Source organism: Methyloprofundus sedimenti, assembly GCF_002072955.1.
In the GTDB taxonomy this organism is placed as follows: domain Bacteria; phylum Pseudomonadota; class Gammaproteobacteria; order Methylococcales; family Methylomonadaceae; genus Methyloprofundus; species Methyloprofundus sedimenti.
Genome location: NZ_LPUF01000001.1, coordinates 245,672 through 261,627 on the forward strand (window position 1 = coordinate 245,672; position 15,956 = coordinate 261,627).

Genomic DNA, 15,956 nt, shown 5'->3' on the forward strand with positions numbered 1-15,956 from the left:
CAGAAGAGGTTAGCACCAGATTCGTAGTATACGCATAAAAAAAGGAAGTAACAAATATTTCTTGTTACTTCCCCTGGATTTTAAAATAGAGTGTACTTTAAATGTTGCTGTCGATGAATTGAGTAAGTTGTGATTTTGTCAATGCACCTACTTTTGTTGCTTCAACATCGCCATCTTTAAATAGCATTAGTGTTGGGATTCCACGTACACCATAATGTGATGGTGTGGCAGGATTGTCATCAATGTTCAATTTTGCAACAGTAATTTTACCTGAATATTCTTTAGAGATTTCATCTAAAACAGGCGCGATCATTTTACAAGGACCACACCATTCTGCCCAGTAGTCAACCAAAACTGGCGTACCGGCTTTTAAAACAAGCTCATCAAAATTACTATCCGTTACATGAAGGACTGAGTCACTCACGCTATTCTCCAAATTATTTTACGAGTGGGTAATATCGCTGTATCACCTAATTTTGTCAATAAATTTTTTCTAAAAATATGGATTTTTTTGACTTGCCCTGGAATAGAAAAATATGACTTTAAGTAGGCTTATTTTTCAGTTATTGTGGAATCATGAGTTTTTGTTAGCAATAAAGCGTATTAGCTTAAACAGAGCAGTGCAAATTAGCAGTTATTGATGTATTCTATCAGGATGAAGAAAACACATTTAACGGATACACGTTTCATTAACCTGGAACTTTCCGGCATTATTTTAAAAGGCTTGAAAGATGCAGGTTTTGATTATTGCTCTCCAATTCAGGATCAATCCTTACCTATTGCTCTTAGAGACAGGGATGTTGCCGGACAAGCACAAACAGGGACAGGAAAGACAGCAAGTTTTTTACTGGCTACCTTTCAGCGCTTGCTAAACGATAATAGTGAAAAGAAAAAATATCCCAGAGCGATTATTTTAGCCCCCACTCGTGAACTTGCTATTCAAATTCATAAAGATGCAGTGTTATTAGGCAAGCATCTGAATTTTAATTTAGCACTTATCTATGGTGGAACAGACTATGAGAAGCAATTAAAAGCAGTTCAAGGGAAAGTCGATATTATCGTAGCAACGCCGGGCAGAATTATAGATTTTTATCGGCAAAAAGCGTTTTCTCTGGATAATATCCAGGTGATGGTGCTGGATGAGGCCGATAGAATGTTTGATTTAGGGTTTATTAAAGATATACGCTATTTACTCAATCGTATGCCAAGTCCTGAAAAACGCCTTAATATGTTGTTTTCAGCCACTTTATCATTCAAGGTATCCGAGCTGGCTTATGAACATATGTATCAGCCTGTGATGATTAAAATTGAAACGGAAGAGGTGACTTCAGTGTCAATTAAGCAATTTGCATTTTGTCCCGCTAATGAGCAGAAAATACCCTTATTAGTAGGTTTGCTTAATTCGCACATGCCGGTGCGTAGTATTGTTTTTGTTAATACCAAGCGTAGTGCAGAAAAATTAGCCGATTATCTTGCTGTAAATGGGCATAAAACTGCATTATTAAGTGGCGATGTGCCACAGGAAAAACGTCAACGTCTGTTGGCTGACTTTCAGGAAAATAAAGTCACCATTATGATTGCTACAGATGTTGCGGCACGCGGCCTGCATATCCCTGATGTCTCACATGTTTTTAATTTTGACTTACCCCAGGATGCCGAAGATTACGTGCATAGAATAGGTAGAACAGCACGCTTTGGCGCAAAAGGTGAAGCGATCAGTTTTATTTGTGAAGAATATGCCTATTCAATGCCAGATATTGAAGATTACATCAGTCAGAAAGTACCGGTACATAAAGTAACTGAAGATTTATTACCTGAATTAATAAAACCAGTGCCTAGAGCCAGAATTCCACGCAAGCAATATTCATCAGGAAAGCCCGCACATAGAACTCATACAAAAGCGTAGGCCTGGCGGGTTCATGAATTGATGTGTGTCGACCCTGAAAAGTAGAAGAACAGCCAGATTCTATGTTATTGATTTCCGCTATTTAATTGAGATAATGCTATAACTCTTTTAGAGCTGATTTTTTTATTCTCTACATTGTCCTGTATGAAATAAAGTTATAACGTTACTCAGCAACCGGCATAATCTCACGAAAGTCATTAATAGCAAGAAATTCATTAATAATTCGGGGCATTTTTTTTGAATCAGGCTGTTTAATGGATACTAAGTATTCAATGCCAAATGTCTGAGCAGAACGTAATACGGCAAGACTATCATCAACCATTAAGGTCGATTGTTTATCCCACCGGTGCTGATTTTGAAAGGCTTGCCAAAACGATTGATGCTCTTTGGCAAAACCAAAATCATGAGAGCAAATAATATCGTCAAAAAAGGACTGTAAGCAGGTTTTCTCCATTTTTAATGACAAACTTCCACGGTGTGCATTGGTGACTAAAAGTACTCGCTTGTCAGTTTGCTGTAATGCACTTAAAAAATCAGTGACGTGAGGTAATATGCTAATCAAACCAGAAACTTCAGTTTTCAGGCCGACAATATCCAGGTTTAAAATATCGCTCCAGTAATCCAGACAATACCATTCCAGTTTTCCTTCCATATTTTTAAATAAGGGCTGCAAAACAACTGTTGCTTCATCGATAGTTAATTGATTTTGAATTGCGTAGCGTTCCGGGATAAATTCCAGCCAGAAATGATTATCAAAATTCAAATCCAGTAAGGTACCATCCATATCCAGTAAAACTGTATTAATTTTATTCCAATCCAGCATAACAAAGGCTATAGTAATATTAAATAAATAAAAGTTACCATACCAAAAATGTCAGAAAAACCGAAGATACTTAACAGAAAAATCGTGGCTCAATCCAGTTTGTTTAGAGTTGAGTCTATGAATTTAGAATTCAGCAATGGTGTGACAAGGCAATATGAACGTTTAATGCGAGGTAGTGGCAGTAATGGTGCAGTACTTATCGTACCCATGATAGATGAGCACACAGTATTATTGATCCGTGAATATTCTGCCGGTATTGAACGGTATGAGTTAGGGCTTGCCAAGGGAAAAATAGACGATGGTGAAAACGCCTTACAAGCTGCAAATCGTGAATTAAAGGAAGAGGTGGGTTACGGAGCGCATAAAATCAAACAAATCAGCTCCTTTTCTATTGCACCTAGTTATATGGAGCATATGACAGAAATTATTCTTGCTCAGGATTTATATCCAGAAAAATTGCCAGGTGATGAGCCGGAAGAATTAGAAGTAGTACCCTGGAAACTGGATAATTTAACGGAATTAGTGAGCAGTGGGCAATGTACCGAAGCAAGAAGTATTGCTGCTTTATATATAGTCAGAGACTATTTATTGAAAAATTGAGGTTTTAAAAACGATTAACCACAAAAAAATATTTCATTTTGTGCGTGGTTCGTTAGTCAAGTAATTTAGTGCCTTATTCCATGGCTGCTGACAACTTTAAACAGGGTTAACCAAAGGATACCCAGGTCTCCAGTAAAAGACTGCTTCTGCATATACTCTGTATCCAGTTTCACTTTTTCAGGAATAGCCAATTCATCACGGCCATTTATTTGTGCCCATCCTGTAAGACCAGGGATTAATCGGTGAATACCCTGCTCGGTACGCAGAGCTATTAAATCATGCTGATTAAATAAGGCTGGCCGTGGACCAACAAAACTCATTTCACCTTTTAAAATATTCCATAATTGCGGTAATTCATCCAGACTGGTTTTGCGTAAAAAATTACCGATGGGTGTTAATGCGCTCTGTGGGTTAGTTAATAAATGTGTAGCAACTTCAGGGGTATCAATTTTCATACTCCTGAATTTAGGCATTTTAAACAATTCATTATTTAAACCTACCCGATCCGACCAGTATAAAACAGGTCCTGTTGAGGTAAGTTTGACTATCAGTGCAATGATAAGAATGGGGATGATAGAAATCAGTAAAATACTAATCGCTAAAATAATGTCAAAAATTCTTTTCATTATTGCTTTGCTTAATATGTATTAGGGTGAAGTGCTGGCTTAGAAAATAAGAAAAAATATACAGGAGTAAAATATTTATTGCTTTATTTTAGTTATTGACAGCAATAGTTAAAGCTATTGCACGCCTTTTATGTAAGTTAATGCGATAAGGTACGCAACAAATTCGCATAATCTTCATCAACTTTATAATCGCTAGCACGTAATGCCTTAATTCGTTTACAGGCATTAATGACCGTAGTATGGTCACGACCACTAAAAGCATCACCAATTTCAGGTAAGCTATGGCTGGTTAATTCTCTTGCCAATGACATGGCGATTTGTCGAGGTCGTGTAACTGATTGTTTACGGCTTTTGGATAATAAATCGGCAATTCTGATTTTGAAGTAATCAGCAACTGTTTTTTGAATATTGTCTATGCTTACCAGTTTATCTTGTAGCGATATTAAATCGTGTAGTGCTTCTTTAGCAAAATCAATGGTAATATCCGCTCCCGTAAATTGAGCATTGGCCAGAACACGACGTAATGCACCCTCCAGGTCCCGCACATTTGATGGAATACGTTTACCAATAAAAAAAGCAACCTCATGATCCAGTTCAACATTATTTTGCTGAGCTTTATTGATTAAAATTGCCGCTCTTGTTTCCAGATCAGGCGGCTCGACAGCCACAGGTAAGCCCCAGCCAAAGCGTGATTTTAAGCGGTCTTCCAGCCCATCAATTTCCTTCGGGTATTTATCACAGGTTAAAACAACCTGATTTTTCTTTTCTAACAGTGTATTAAAGGTATGAAAAAACTCTTCCTGTGAGCGCTCTTTCCCCGCAAAAAACTGGATATCATCAACAAATAAAGCATCAACATTACGATAATAGTCTTTAAACGCATTAATACTGTTTTGCTGGAACGCCTTAACCATATCCTGAACAAATTTTTCGGAATGTAAATAAACAACATTGGCATTTGGGTTTTTTGCCAGAATTGCGTTACCGATGGCATGCATTAAATGTGTTTTACCTAAACCTGATGCACCATAGATCAGCAAGGGATTATAAGCTTTGCCTATGTTTTCGGACACTTGAATTGAAGCTGCTTTTGCCAGTTGATTAGATTTACCTTCAACAAAATTCTCAAAGGTAAAAGCGGTATTAATAAAAGTGGGTGTTTTTTTCTTCTTTTGAGGTTCACTGGAAGGGCCGGTAGTGCGCGTGCTTCGATTTGCTATGATTGCAGGTTTAGCATTTTTTGAGCCGATCTCCATTTTTACAGTATATTGACCATTGGAAAATTCATAGATCGTATCTTCAATTTTACCTAAAAAATGATCTTTTACATGCGCAATAATAAACTGGTTGGGAGCCAGAAGTTTAATAACATCATTTTCTACTTGCGCTTGTAATGGTCGAATCCAGGTGTTTAAATCATTAGCAGAGATTTCATTTTCAAGACGGGACAGACAGGAATTCCAAATAGAGCTCATTAAACGATTCGTATGATAGTAAACAGCAGATAAGTTAGCTTAATGCTAAATAGCTGTTAAAAATAAGAAAAAACAGGATCTGAAGTACACTTCAGTTGAGATAAATCATAGCATAAAAGCGCACACCTCTTAATAATTAATACCAAAATGAATACACAAACTATATTAATTACCGGCTGCTCGACAGGTATAGGTTATCGAGCTGCTGTATTGTTAAAACAACGCGGTTATCGCGTTGTCGCCTCTGCCAGAAAAATCGAAGATGTTACGCGCCTGCGTGATGAAGGTTTTGAAACCGTGCAACTGGATTTAGCAGATAGTAACAGTATTCAGCAGGCTGTAAAACAAGTTGCTGAAATGACCGAAGGAAAAATTGATGGATTATTTAATAATGGTGCCTTTGGGCAACCGGGTGCTGTGGAAGATCTAAGCCGTGATGTTTTACGCGAGCAATTTGAGACTAATTTTTTTGGTACCCATGAATTAACCAATCTGATTATTCCCTTAATGCGTCAGCAAGGAAAAGGGCGGATTATCTATAATAGTTCCGTCCTGGGGTTTATTGCGATGACGTATAGAGGCGCTTATAACGCCAGTAAATTTGCTTTGGAGGGGCTTGTTGATACGCTACGCCTGGAATTATATAGGACTAATATCCATCTTTCATTAATAGAACCGGGGCCTATTAGCAGTGATTTTCGGAAAAATGCATTTGCTTTATATAAAAAAAATATCGATCCCGTCAATAGCCCGCATAAAGAGACCTACCAGGCTATGGAAATCCGTCTGCAAAAAAAAGGTCCGGCTGTCCCCTTTACTTTACCCGCAGATGCTGTGGTGCAGAAAGTTATTCATGCAATGGAATCAAAACGCCCCAGGATTCGTTATTATGTGACTGTCCCGACTTATGTATTTGGCTATTTAAAAAGGATTCTACCCACAAGTTGGCTTGATTACCTGGCACGCAAAGTATAGATAGCTAAGCGGCCTGGGGGGGGATTATTTAGCGCAGGATTAAAACCAGGATTTATTGTTCAAACCCTTGAACATTTCAGTAATAGTATAATCAAGTCGTTTACGGACTAACTCGGCATCAATATCCTGCTGTATTTCAGCTTCTGCCTTGCTAATCCAGATTATATTCTTACTGGCGATATCAGTTAAAACAACTATTAGGGTGGCATCAGGTTTGATAATTAGCATATCCTGACTGGAGTTAGGTTTTTTTACTAACTCCAATGCCTGCATATTAGCAGCCAGCCGAAATGAGACAGCCAAGCCAGGATTCGTTGTGCTATAGCGTACTCCACGTTTAGCTAATTCACGATCAATAAGTTGTCTGATATCCTCGGTGATATCAAAACCTGGAGGTTGCCATTTGCCACTAGGGTCGTTCAAGCTGGTTATCGATTCCGACCAGATATAAGCAGTATAGCGGCTAATATCTGCGTGAACGCCAACTTCGGTTTGGACCCGAATATCTCTGGCATAGTAAGCGCATCCTGTTTGCAGGATCAACAATGTTATTAATAGAAGTCGCATCTGATTACTCTTTCTGCATATCTTTATCCAGCCATGCCATAAATATCTCATAACCTAATGCTAGCGTGATAGCACCAACAAATAAACCCACGAGACCAAACCACATCATACCGCCAATGGCGCCCAGCAGAATAACCAGTGTTGGAGTATCCATTCCCCGTCCAAGAAGTAGAGGTTTCAAAAAGCTATCACTCATACTGACGAGAAGACTCCATACGGCAAATATAACGGCGGGAGCTGTATCAGCAATAGAGAAAACATAAAATATAGCAGGAACAAGGACTAAAAGCGGAGGTAACTGGGCTACTGCAAGAATAAGAATAAAGATTGTCCAGAGTCCCCAGCCCGGTATATCCATAAGATACATCCCCATGCCTCCTAAAACAGCCTGAATAACTGCTACTCCAAGCACTCCTTGCGCAACGCTGCGAATGGTTGCCGTTGTCAGATTGGTAAACTGTAAACCTTGTTCTTTATCTGTCAGTCGAGAGACAATTTTTACAGATATCTCATAAGCTCGCTGAGAGTTGGCTAAAAATATGCCAGAGATAATAATTGATAAAATAAACTGCAGAACACTGCCGCCTATTCCCGTAACAGCAGAAATAAAAGCTTTGCCTAGTTTCTTAATGACAGGGATATTTTGTTTAAGCATGGCTTCAAGATTAGCAGAAGCCTGGCTCCATGCCGAATAAACAGTATCACCAATCAACGGCCACTGACTAACTCTTTGGGAGGGTGGCGGGATCTTCAAGGTACCTGCAGAAAACCCCTTTACCAGATGGGAAGACGTTTCGACCAGAGAGCCTGAAATCAGTATTGAAGGAGCAATTAATAGACTTAATGCGAACAGTGTATACAGCGTTGCTGCTAACTTAAAACGACCATGTAGAGCGAGGTTTAGCTTGTTATAAAGTGGAAAAATGGCAACCGCAATAATGATGCCCCATACGACAATAATTATAAAAGGCTTAATAATCTCGAAACACAGGGCAATAATTAAAAAAGTCAGAGCTAGTCGAATACTGACTTCTATCACTCTATTGGTAAATATTTTCTCATCCGGCTTTGTATCGGAAATCATGTGCTTACCTCTAATATTATTTGTGATAGAAATCACGTCAATAATTAAAAAATCCTACAATGAAACAGATCTAGACAATACGACTGTTAGCTATTCCAGCATGTAGCAGAATAGCGATATAAATCATTCTTTAGCGCCTTTGGGTTATAGAAGAGTGGACTGAATTGCATTTTACAAGATTAATTCCTCAAGGTTGAGTAATCTTCCTCTCATAAACAATAAAGCTGTAGTTAAAATCGACGCTGGTATCATCATGAATATCTTTGCGCGCAACTTCCTGCCATAGCTGCAGATCAATTTCTGGAAACCAGGTGTCGCCATCGAATGCCTGTTGAATTTGGGTAATATAAAGCCTGTCAGCTCGAGCCAAAGTTGCAGCATATAATGTTGCACCACCAATCACAAAGACTTCGTCAATGTCTGCACAGCTTTGTAATGCACCATCAAGATTATTAAAAACAAGACAGCCTTGTTGCGCATAGTCAGGATCACGACTGATAATAATATTTTGCCGGCCGGGCAATGGACGACCGATCGATTCAAACGTTTTCCGCCCCATGATAATAGGGTGTCCCATAGTAATGTGTTTGAATTTTTTAAGATCTGCAGATAAGTGCCATGGCATTTGATTATTTAGACCAATCGAATAATTCGTTGCCATGGCGACAATAAGCGAAAGTTTCATTTTTTGAGTGTTTTTAGCAAGTGTAAGTTAGAAGGAATACTACATGATTTTTGCAATACCCAGATAAAAAAAGAGATAATACATCTACATTTTTCTTAAGAGACTATATATGAGTACTGAACAATCCTTATTACAACGTAGTAATTCCAAATGTGAACTATGCACAGCTGAGCAAAACCTGAGCGTTTATAACTTACCGCCTGAGAGTGAAGACAGCGCTGAAAAATCGGTCTTGCTTTGTGCCACATGCCTTAGCCAGATTACCAATCCGGAAGCAATGGATACAAATCATTGGCGATGTCTGAATGATAGTATGTGGAATCCTGAACCTGCCGTTCAGGTTATGGCATGGCGAGTGTTGAAACACTTATCAACCGAGCCCTGGGCTCAGGATTTACTGGATATGTTGTATTTAGAACCGGAAATACTAAGCTGGGCGGAAGCAGATAGTTTAGGCGCGAGTGATGCAGATGATACTGTTCCGACGCTTGATAATAATGGCACAAAGCTGGAAGCGGGCGATACGGTTACATTGATTAAAGACCTGGATGTAAAAGGCGCAGGATTTACTGCCAAACGTGGAACAGTAGTAAAAAATATCTCATTAACAGATAACCCTAAACATATCGAAGGACGAGTAAATGGCGTACGTATAGTACTGGTCGCAGATTACCTGAAAAAGGCAAATTAGCGGTTACTAGTCCTACGGACTCAGCAAGAATTTCTGCGTGAACGCCTTGCGTTCCGTGACGCAGTTTTTTGATATTATGCTGATATGTTGCAAGAACATATGCCACGTTGAATAGAGAGTTTTGTTTTATTGTAGCGTCTTACTTAATGCTCCCGGCATAATTAGTCGCAATTAAATCAAAAAATGGAAGACCGTTATTGATTTATCGGTAACGGTCTCTATTTGTCAATAAATTCGCACTTAGGGATCTGACCCCCGTTCCTGACCCCCGTTCCTCTCTTGATCGTCAATAATAATGAACAACCAAACCACGTGGAAAGTTAAGAGCAGTGAGTAATATTTTAGAAGAATTAGAAACAGTCTTATCATCAGATGCGCAGGTCTATACTCCCGAAGGAAGTGAATCTAAAGCTGTAGTTCATCAGTGGGTGCATGCCATTGCACATGATTTACCTCTTTTTGCTGAAGTTAAAGGGGTTAATAAATCAGCTATTATAAAGACCCTTAAAGACAATCAGCTCTTTAAAGATAAAACCTCATTTCATCATAAATTAACAGCACATTTGCCTATTGTTCCGCCTAACAAGGCAAGGTTTACATTTATTGATCTCTTTGCCGGTATTGGTGGCATGAGAATCGGCGCGCAAAATAATGGCGGTGTTTGTGTGTTTTCTTCAGAATTTGAAAAAAATGCGCAACAAACGTATTTAGATAATCACGGTGAACTTCCTTTTGGAGATATAACTGAAATAGCCGTAACTGATATTCCTAGTCATGATGTCTTGTTTGCTGGATTTCCTTGCCAACCTTTTTCGCAAGTAATGGTGTCGATGTAATATTTTGAAAACTATCGTATTTTTAATAATACGCTTAGAGAGTTGCAAATAGAAAACTAAAAAAATTTATGAGGGAACAATGAAAGAGTTGTTAGAGGAAATTATTAATGGCTGGAGTTCTGCAACAAGAGAAAAATTTACCAATCACCCCATTGCCCAAAAAATTAGAATAGAGTTTCCTAATAAAATAAGAGATTATATTTCTGAAACACACCCATCCTTTATAGTTAAATCAAGTGCCGGGGCTGGTAATTGGGCCAATGTAGCCTGGCTATCAATATTGAACCCTGAAATAACTACCACAACTCAAGATGGTATTTATCCAGTCTATTTATTTAAAGCAGATGGGAGTGGAATATATCTTTCGTTAATCCTCGGAACAACAAATCCTGCAAAATCTCTTGGTAAAAAGGAAGCAAATAAGCAAGCTGACAATATTTCTCAATATATACGTGAGTCAATAGATGGGTTAAAAAACTGGGGGGACTCTTCAATTGATTTGGCAGCCACAACAGCGCTAGGAAAATCATACGAGACTTCCAATATTGTTGCGAAATACTATCCTTCTGAATTGATGCCAGATGAAGAGATATTAAAAAAAGACCTTATGGATTTGCTTGTATTTTATGAACAAGTCCCTGCGTTATGGATGAAAATTAAAAGGGATGAGGCAAGTGATATTAATTTTAGCATTCAGTTAACAACTCAGGTTGATAACATACCTTTACCAAAACCCTTCATCCTCCTATCCGGAATCTCCGGGACTGGAAAAACACGTTTCGTTAAACAGCAAGCCATAAGCTCTAGGCAAGACGCATCAAATTATCAGTTAGTCCCAGTACGCCCTGACTGGCACGAACCTTCTGATTTATTAGGCTATATTTCCCGTCTTGGTGATAAGGGCGCTGAGTACATTGTGACTGACTTCTTGCGGTTTATAGTGGCCGCATGGAAAGATGTTATTGAAAGTATTGAAGTGCATGAGATTAGCTATAAAGATGACTGCGTGCCGTATTGGTTATGTCTGGATGAAATGAATCTTGCGCCTGTCGAACAATATTTTGCGGACTATTTATCTGTAATTGAAACAAGATATTGGGAAAACGGTAAATATAGCTGTGATCCTTTGCTTAATGCCAGTATTTTTACACAAGTGGCTGATGTTTCTAAATTAAGAAATAGTCTTAATTTAGAGGGGGATGAAAATGATGATTTATGGGACTATTTTTTTAAAAATGGCATTAGCATACCGCCCAACCTGATTGTAGCAGGTACGGTGAATATGGATGAAACCACACATGGTTTCTCTCGTAAGGTGATTGATCGGGCATTTACCCTGGATTTTGGCGAGTTCTTCCCCAATGATTATCAGCATTATTTTGAGCCTAAAACACAGGCAAAGGTATTAAGCTTTCCTGTTCTTTCTCAGGTTGATCCGGATCTTATGACTAAGGTAGAGAGTGATAAAGATGCTCAGAAAAGCATTCAATTTTTAGAATCCATTAACGCGGAATTAAAAGGGACGCCTTTTGAACTCGCTTATCGGGCATTGAATGAGTTGCTGATTGCTGTAGTTTGTTTTGAACCTAAAGATGAAGTCTCACTTCAAGCGGTATGGGATGATTTTTTAATGACCAAGGTACTGCCACGGATTGAAGGAGATGGTGAAAAATTGCAGGATGATGGAGAGCATAACTTGTTCAATAAACTGGAATCTGTTCTTGCGTTTCAGCTATCTCAAATATGGGAGTCAGAAGCACGTCCTGATTTATTAAGAGAAAATATTAACGGTGATGTGCTTACCATTCCATGTCGCTCAAAAAAGAAAATCAACTGGATGAAAAATCGCTTAAGTGATAATGGTTTTACTTCTTTCTGGCCATAATGCGTAATTATAGTTCCCATGCTTTGCGTGGGAATTCATACAGGAACGCTCCTGCGTTCTGTGACGCAGAGCATGGGAACGATGTGTAATTATTTTCATTCTACAGGAGGTTGAAAAATGCCAGAACTATTGGGTCTTGAGACACCTGACTGGAAATTAGTCGTCTGGAGCAAGGATATTAGTCAGTCTCAGAAAATGTTAAACCATACCTTAAGTACTAGAAAGACAAAGCCACCAAATACTTGTTTACGGTTTGACCCTCTACTGCATATCGTCGATTTAGATAGTCGAGAAAGCCAGTATATCTGCTCTGATAAACCGCTGTTTTTTGAAAACAAACTGTATGAGTTTGATTTTCAATTTCAAGAGAGGCGGTTTTCTGGTGAGCCGGTTATTAAACATCGTTTACAAGCCATAGAAGATGCTTTTCATTTTTCAGGAAATTCATTAAGAGGCAGCTTAAACTTCGGTAATGCAGTGGGCTGGTTTAAGCTGGAGTTAAACTATGAGCTAAACAGTAGATGTATTGCACAAGCGATTTCTTTTGAAGTTTTTCCGATTAAAATGGATATTGAAACAGATTTATCAGCCATTCAACAAATTATTGACAAGCAGTATCCTTTATTCCGTTTTTCTTTTGCGCAAAAAACAGAGCAAGAATTATCGCGCTCGCGAAAGCCGCATGAGCGTTTTCCATTATTGTGGCTGTCTCAATTTGAAAGTTTACGGCTAGAGCTGGAAAGCGGTATTAAAAAAATTCTACAAGCCCCGCATTCTCGACTATTGCCACGCACAAAAAAGCTAAGAGCAGAGCAACTCAAAGGGCGTTTATCGCCTAAATTAGAGGAGCAAGTCAGGTCGGCATTAAAAAACAGTGAAAGTTACAGGCGTTATAAGCTAGATACTCAAATCCTGTCAGTTGATACGCCTGAAAATCGTTTTATTAAAATGGTGTTGGTACGCTGTACACGTGAATTGTCGGCTTTTATTGCGCGTGTAAAGGAGAGTGATGCTGCACCTGAAAATAGTCGAGTATCGGATACGTTTTTTAAACAGATTAATCACTGGAAAACACCTTTAGAGCGATTTTTAAATCGTCCGTTTTTTAAAGAAATAGGCAGCTATGAAGGCTTGAATGGCGAATCATTGGTGTTACATCAAAAAGCAGGTTATGCCAATGTTTATCGAGTCTGGCAACAATTAAAGCTCTATCTTTATGTCTTTGGTCAGCATGCAAGTATTTCCATGAAGTCTGTTGCCGAGTTGTATGAGGTTTGGTGTATTCTGGAAGTACGCAGATTATTAATCGATGAACTTGGTTTTACTGAAACCACTAACAGGAAACCAGCCTTATATAAAAAAAATGTAGAAAAAGCATTGCGTGATGGAATGGGCGCGGCTTTTAATTTACAGCGTAATGGCATAAAAATACGCCTGGCACATGAGCCGCCATTTAACAAGCCGCCTGATAATCCTCAAATGGGGCATATTTATTCATGGATTACCAGTCAGAAGCCGGATATTTTATTGGAAGCGGAATTTGAGAGTGGCGAAAAGTTACGCTGGATATTTGATGCCAAATATCGGATTTCTGCTGATGATAATGCAGTTGATTTTGCGCCAGATGATGCCATCAATCAGATGCATCGGTATCGTGATGCATTAATTCATATTCACCAGGCTAACGATGGCTGGCAGGAAAAATCGCGACCTATTTTCGGTGCCTTTGTTTTATACCCAGGCTGGTTTGAAGCAAGTGAATCTCAAAATCCATATAAACAAGCTATCAAAGAAATTGGTATTGGTGCTTTTCCTTTGTTACCAAACTCAAAGAACAGCTGGTTAGGTGAATTTTTAGTCGAACAGTTTGGTGTTATTGATAATAAACTGGATGATTACAAAACCGGCTCGGCAGATCACTTGTATGTACAGGAATCCGCTCGAATTAGTTACACAGGAATGGAATTGTCAAAATTCCAGGATTTAACTCTCACCGTTGCTTTAGGAAAAGGCAGGAGTAAGGCTTATTTAGAAAAGTTTAGAGAGGGTAAAGCGCAATGGTATCACTTGCCTTTAAAAACAACAGTGGCAAAAAGAATGCAGCGCACAGCAATGCGTGAGCTTAAGTATTGTGCTTTTGTTGTTTATTATCCCGATGATGTGCAGCGGCGAATAGAATATGTTTATGAGCTTGTTTCCGTACAACTGGTCAAGCGTAGAGACATAACTGCTGAGCAAGCAGGAGTACCCCCTAAAAATTCAGACGATGACTATTGGCTGTTTGAACTGGGGAGAGTGAATAAAATGGCATTAGCTATTGACGTTTCAGGCACTAGAGATTTCAAGTTCAGACTTGCAAACATTGATGAATTAATAAAAGCTGAAGCATGGACTGATCTGCCAAATCATTATGCTTTTTTGCAAAAGGCATAAACTTTTTGCTAATTGGTAGGCAATTCGTGGATACTGTAGACAAACAAACTCGGTCCAGAATGATGGCTAATATCAAAGGTAAAAATACCAGGCCTGAGATTATTATTCGTTCTTTGTTACATCGCCAGGGTTTTCGCTTTCGTATTCACGATAAGCTTTTGCCTGGAACCCCGGATCTTGTTTTAAAGAAATATAAAGCGGTAATTTTTGTTCATGGATGTTTCTGGCATCGGCATGATAACTGCAAATTGACAAGCACACCCAAACAAAACAAAGAATTTTGGGTAAAAAAGTTTGCAGCAACTGTATATAGGGATGGAGTAAATTATTTTAAATTAAAGCGTCTTGGCTGGCGAACAGCTGTAGTTTGGGAATGCGCTATTCGTGATAAAGCGCATTTATCAAACTATATTAAAACGCTGGCTGCATGGTTAAGATCAGAAAGTGAATATATTGAAATTCCAGAATGTCACACTGAGAATGACTAAGCTATACGAGTTTCGGCTTAATCTGATGACGTTATACCAGGCATTTCAGGAATTAGAGGAATTGTACAATAGCCATCAAAAAAAATGAGCATTGATTTTATATAAAATTTTATATAAACTAATCTTAATTCAACCAGGAGATCAGGTGTGGCACTAAAATTTTATGAAAGTCCTTTTCATGTGACTGAAACAGCTGAGGTAGCCAGCAATATGGTTTTGCGTGCTGATATTATTATCATGATTAGAGATATTATTCAGCATCAGGGCTGGACACAGCAACAAGCTGCTAATCAACTCTGTATAAGTCAGCCACGCATTTCAGATATTATGAATGGCAAAATAGAAAAATTTACCCTTGATTTTTTAGTTACTATTCTGGATGCCCTTGGATTCAAAGCTCACTTTACTTTTGGTGATATTAATAGTGCAAATATTGATATCAGGCGTGTTAAAAACAAATCTGCTTAATTTTTTAGCTGACTCTTAAGTTCTTTATATCTTGCTTTTACTGTTGCCATAGCCTGTTTATCCACCCCATTTGTTGTTTTTTCAAATGAATGAAGTACGATAACAGTATTGAAATATTTAGCAATATAGACACACCTAAACGCAGGGTGTCCATTTATCTTCAATTCAATGACACCAGCACCTATGCTACTTAATGACCTAATGTTTAAAAACGGTTTTTTGTTTTCCTGAATTGCTCTCAAACTTGTTCCAAATTCAATCTGTATGCTCTTTTGAAAGTTTTTATACTCTCTTTCAGCAGCATCATTAACAAATGCAAATCTCTTTTTATTCACTATTAAGCCCCAAAAAAAACAGATCAATCTTGATGCTTTTTCACGCTCAGCATCATGAGTGCTGAGCGTTTGTATAAAA

General features: G+C 38.4%; 17 protein-coding genes. 9 read left to right on the top strand and 8 right to left on the bottom strand.

From position 1 onward, the window contains the following. Window positions 1-97: 97 nt before the first annotated feature. On the bottom strand, window positions 98-424 hold the full coding sequence (gene trxA, locus AU255_RS00955) for a thioredoxin TrxA (protein WP_080521131.1): 327 nt from the start codon (window positions 422-424) through the stop codon (window positions 98-100). A 231-nt stretch (window positions 425-655) separates the two neighbouring features. Here trxA and AU255_RS00960 point away from each other — a divergent pair, with 231 nt between their 5' ends. After that, window positions 656-1,906 carry a DEAD/DEAH box helicase gene (locus AU255_RS00960; protein ID WP_080521132.1) on the top strand — a complete coding sequence of 417 codons (1,251 nt, stop codon included), beginning with the start codon at window positions 656-658 and terminating at the stop codon, window positions 1,904-1,906. Between the two features lie 163 nt (window positions 1,907-2,069). Here AU255_RS00960 and yrfG read toward each other — a convergent pair whose 3' ends face one another. Next, the gene (gene yrfG, locus AU255_RS00965) at window positions 2,070-2,729 is read right to left on the bottom strand and encodes a GMP/IMP nucleotidase (protein ID WP_080521133.1); all 660 of its coding nucleotides are present in this window, start codon (window positions 2,727-2,729) and stop codon (window positions 2,070-2,072) included. Between the two features lie 48 nt (window positions 2,730-2,777). Here yrfG and nudE point away from each other — a divergent pair, with 48 nt between their 5' ends. Beyond that, window positions 2,778-3,329, top strand: a complete 552-nt coding sequence (gene nudE / locus AU255_RS00970) for an ADP compounds hydrolase NudE (protein WP_080521134.1) — start codon at window positions 2,778-2,780, stop codon at window positions 3,327-3,329. Window positions 3,330-3,394: 65 nt separating this feature from the next. On the opposite strand, the gene AU255_RS00975 is transcribed toward nudE, so the two are convergent. Continuing rightward, window positions 3,395-3,955: a sugar transferase gene (locus AU255_RS00975; RefSeq protein WP_080521135.1), complete on the bottom strand. Its 561-nt coding sequence runs from the start codon at window positions 3,953-3,955 to the stop codon at window positions 3,395-3,397. 137 nt (window positions 3,956-4,092) lie between these two features. Then, window positions 4,093-5,430: a chromosomal replication initiator protein DnaA gene (gene dnaA / locus AU255_RS00980; protein WP_080521136.1), complete on the bottom strand. Its 1,338-nt coding sequence runs from the start codon at window positions 5,428-5,430 to the stop codon at window positions 4,093-4,095. 147 nt (window positions 5,431-5,577) lie between these two features. On the opposite strand from dnaA, the gene AU255_RS00985 reads away from it, so the two are divergent. Then, window positions 5,578-6,405: an SDR family oxidoreductase gene (locus AU255_RS00985; protein WP_080521137.1), complete on the top strand. Its 828-nt coding sequence runs from the start codon at window positions 5,578-5,580 to the stop codon at window positions 6,403-6,405. A 39-nt stretch (window positions 6,406-6,444) separates the two neighbouring features. Here AU255_RS00985 and AU255_RS00990 read toward each other — a convergent pair whose 3' ends face one another. From AU255_RS00990 to AU255_RS01000, 3 genes are all read right to left on the bottom strand, one after another. Continuing rightward, window positions 6,445-6,972: a DUF4136 domain-containing protein gene (locus tag AU255_RS00990; protein WP_158083021.1), complete on the bottom strand. Its 528-nt coding sequence runs from the start codon at window positions 6,970-6,972 to the stop codon at window positions 6,445-6,447. 4 nt (window positions 6,973-6,976) lie between these two features. Next, the gene (locus AU255_RS00995; RefSeq protein WP_080521139.1) at window positions 6,977-8,056 is read right to left on the bottom strand and encodes an AI-2E family transporter; all 1,080 of its coding nucleotides are present in this window, start codon (window positions 8,054-8,056) and stop codon (window positions 6,977-6,979) included. A gap of 187 nt (window positions 8,057-8,243) precedes the next feature. After that, window positions 8,244-8,741 carry a dihydrofolate reductase gene (locus tag AU255_RS01000; RefSeq protein WP_080521140.1) on the bottom strand — a complete coding sequence of 166 codons (498 nt, stop codon included), beginning with the start codon at window positions 8,739-8,741 and terminating at the stop codon, window positions 8,244-8,246. A 109-nt stretch (window positions 8,742-8,850) separates the two neighbouring features. Here AU255_RS01000 and AU255_RS01005 point away from each other — a divergent pair, with 109 nt between their 5' ends. The 6 genes from AU255_RS01005 to AU255_RS01030 all read left to right on the top strand — a co-directional run bounded on the left by AU255_RS01005 (window position 8,851) and on the right by AU255_RS01030 (window position 15,542). Continuing rightward, complete coding sequence (locus AU255_RS01005) at window positions 8,851-9,432, top strand: PhnA domain-containing protein (RefSeq protein ID WP_080521141.1); 582 nt, start codon at window positions 8,851-8,853, stop codon at window positions 9,430-9,432. A gap of 329 nt (window positions 9,433-9,761) precedes the next feature. Further along, on the top strand, window positions 9,762-10,268 hold the full coding sequence (locus tag AU255_RS21000; RefSeq protein ID WP_080521142.1) for a DNA cytosine methyltransferase: 507 nt from the start codon (window positions 9,762-9,764) through the stop codon (window positions 10,266-10,268). A 79-nt stretch (window positions 10,269-10,347) separates the two neighbouring features. Then, a complete protein-coding gene (locus AU255_RS01015) occupies window positions 10,348-12,153 on the top strand; it encodes an MrcB family domain-containing protein (RefSeq protein ID WP_080521143.1) in 1,806 nt (601 codons plus the stop codon). A gap of 117 nt (window positions 12,154-12,270) precedes the next feature. Beyond that, window positions 12,271-14,586 (top strand): DUF2357 domain-containing protein, encoded by a 2,316-nt coding sequence (locus tag AU255_RS01020; protein ID WP_080521144.1) that lies wholly within the window; start codon window positions 12,271-12,273, stop codon window positions 14,584-14,586. Window positions 14,587-14,612: 26 nt separating this feature from the next. Continuing rightward, window positions 14,613-15,074 carry a very short patch repair endonuclease gene (locus tag AU255_RS01025; protein ID WP_233144517.1) on the top strand — a complete coding sequence of 154 codons (462 nt, stop codon included), beginning with the start codon at window positions 14,613-14,615 and terminating at the stop codon, window positions 15,072-15,074. 147 nt (window positions 15,075-15,221) lie between these two features. After that, entirely contained in the window at window positions 15,222-15,542 is a 321-nt protein-coding gene (locus AU255_RS01030; RefSeq protein ID WP_080521146.1) for a helix-turn-helix domain-containing protein, read from the top strand. Here AU255_RS01030 and AU255_RS01035 read toward each other — a convergent pair. After that, on the bottom strand, window positions 15,539-15,877 hold the full coding sequence (locus AU255_RS01035) for a type II toxin-antitoxin system RelE/ParE family toxin (protein WP_198942509.1): 339 nt from the start codon (window positions 15,875-15,877) through the stop codon (window positions 15,539-15,541). The genes AU255_RS01030 and AU255_RS01035 overlap by 4 nt on opposite strands. Window positions 15,878-15,956 lie beyond the last annotated feature (79 nt).

Excerpts from the sequence above, each read along its gene's own strand:
- dnaA (WP_080521136.1), bottom strand. The coding sequence starts at position 5,430 with ATGAGCTCTATTTGGAATTCCTGTCTGTCCCGTCTTGAAAATGAAATC.
- AU255_RS00975 (WP_080521135.1), bottom strand. The coding sequence starts at position 3,955 with ATGAAAAGAATTTTTGACATTATTTTAGCGATTAGTATTTTACTGATT.
- AU255_RS00960 (WP_080521132.1), top strand. The coding sequence starts at position 656 with ATGAAGAAAACACATTTAACGGATACACGTTTCATTAACCTGGAACTT.
- nudE (WP_080521134.1), top strand. The coding sequence starts at position 2,778 with ATGTCAGAAAAACCGAAGATACTTAACAGAAAAATCGTGGCTCAATCC.
- AU255_RS01015 (WP_080521143.1), top strand. The coding sequence starts at position 10,348 with ATGAAAGAGTTGTTAGAGGAAATTATTAATGGCTGGAGTTCTGCAACA.
- yrfG (WP_080521133.1), bottom strand. The coding sequence starts at position 2,729 with ATGCTGGATTGGAATAAAATTAATACAGTTTTACTGGATATGGATGGT.
- AU255_RS01000 (WP_080521140.1), bottom strand. The coding sequence starts at position 8,741 with ATGAAACTTTCGCTTATTGTCGCCATGGCAACGAATTATTCGATTGGT.
- AU255_RS00985 (WP_080521137.1), top strand. The coding sequence starts at position 5,578 with ATGAATACACAAACTATATTAATTACCGGCTGCTCGACAGGTATAGGT.
- AU255_RS01020 (WP_080521144.1), top strand. The coding sequence starts at position 12,271 with ATGCCAGAACTATTGGGTCTTGAGACACCTGACTGGAAATTAGTCGTC.
- AU255_RS01005 (WP_080521141.1), top strand. The coding sequence starts at position 8,851 with ATGAGTACTGAACAATCCTTATTACAACGTAGTAATTCCAAATGTGAA.
- AU255_RS00995 (WP_080521139.1), bottom strand. The coding sequence starts at position 8,056 with ATGATTTCCGATACAAAGCCGGATGAGAAAATATTTACCAATAGAGTG.
- AU255_RS00990 (WP_158083021.1), bottom strand. The coding sequence starts at position 6,972 with ATGCGACTTCTATTAATAACATTGTTGATCCTGCAAACAGGATGCGCT.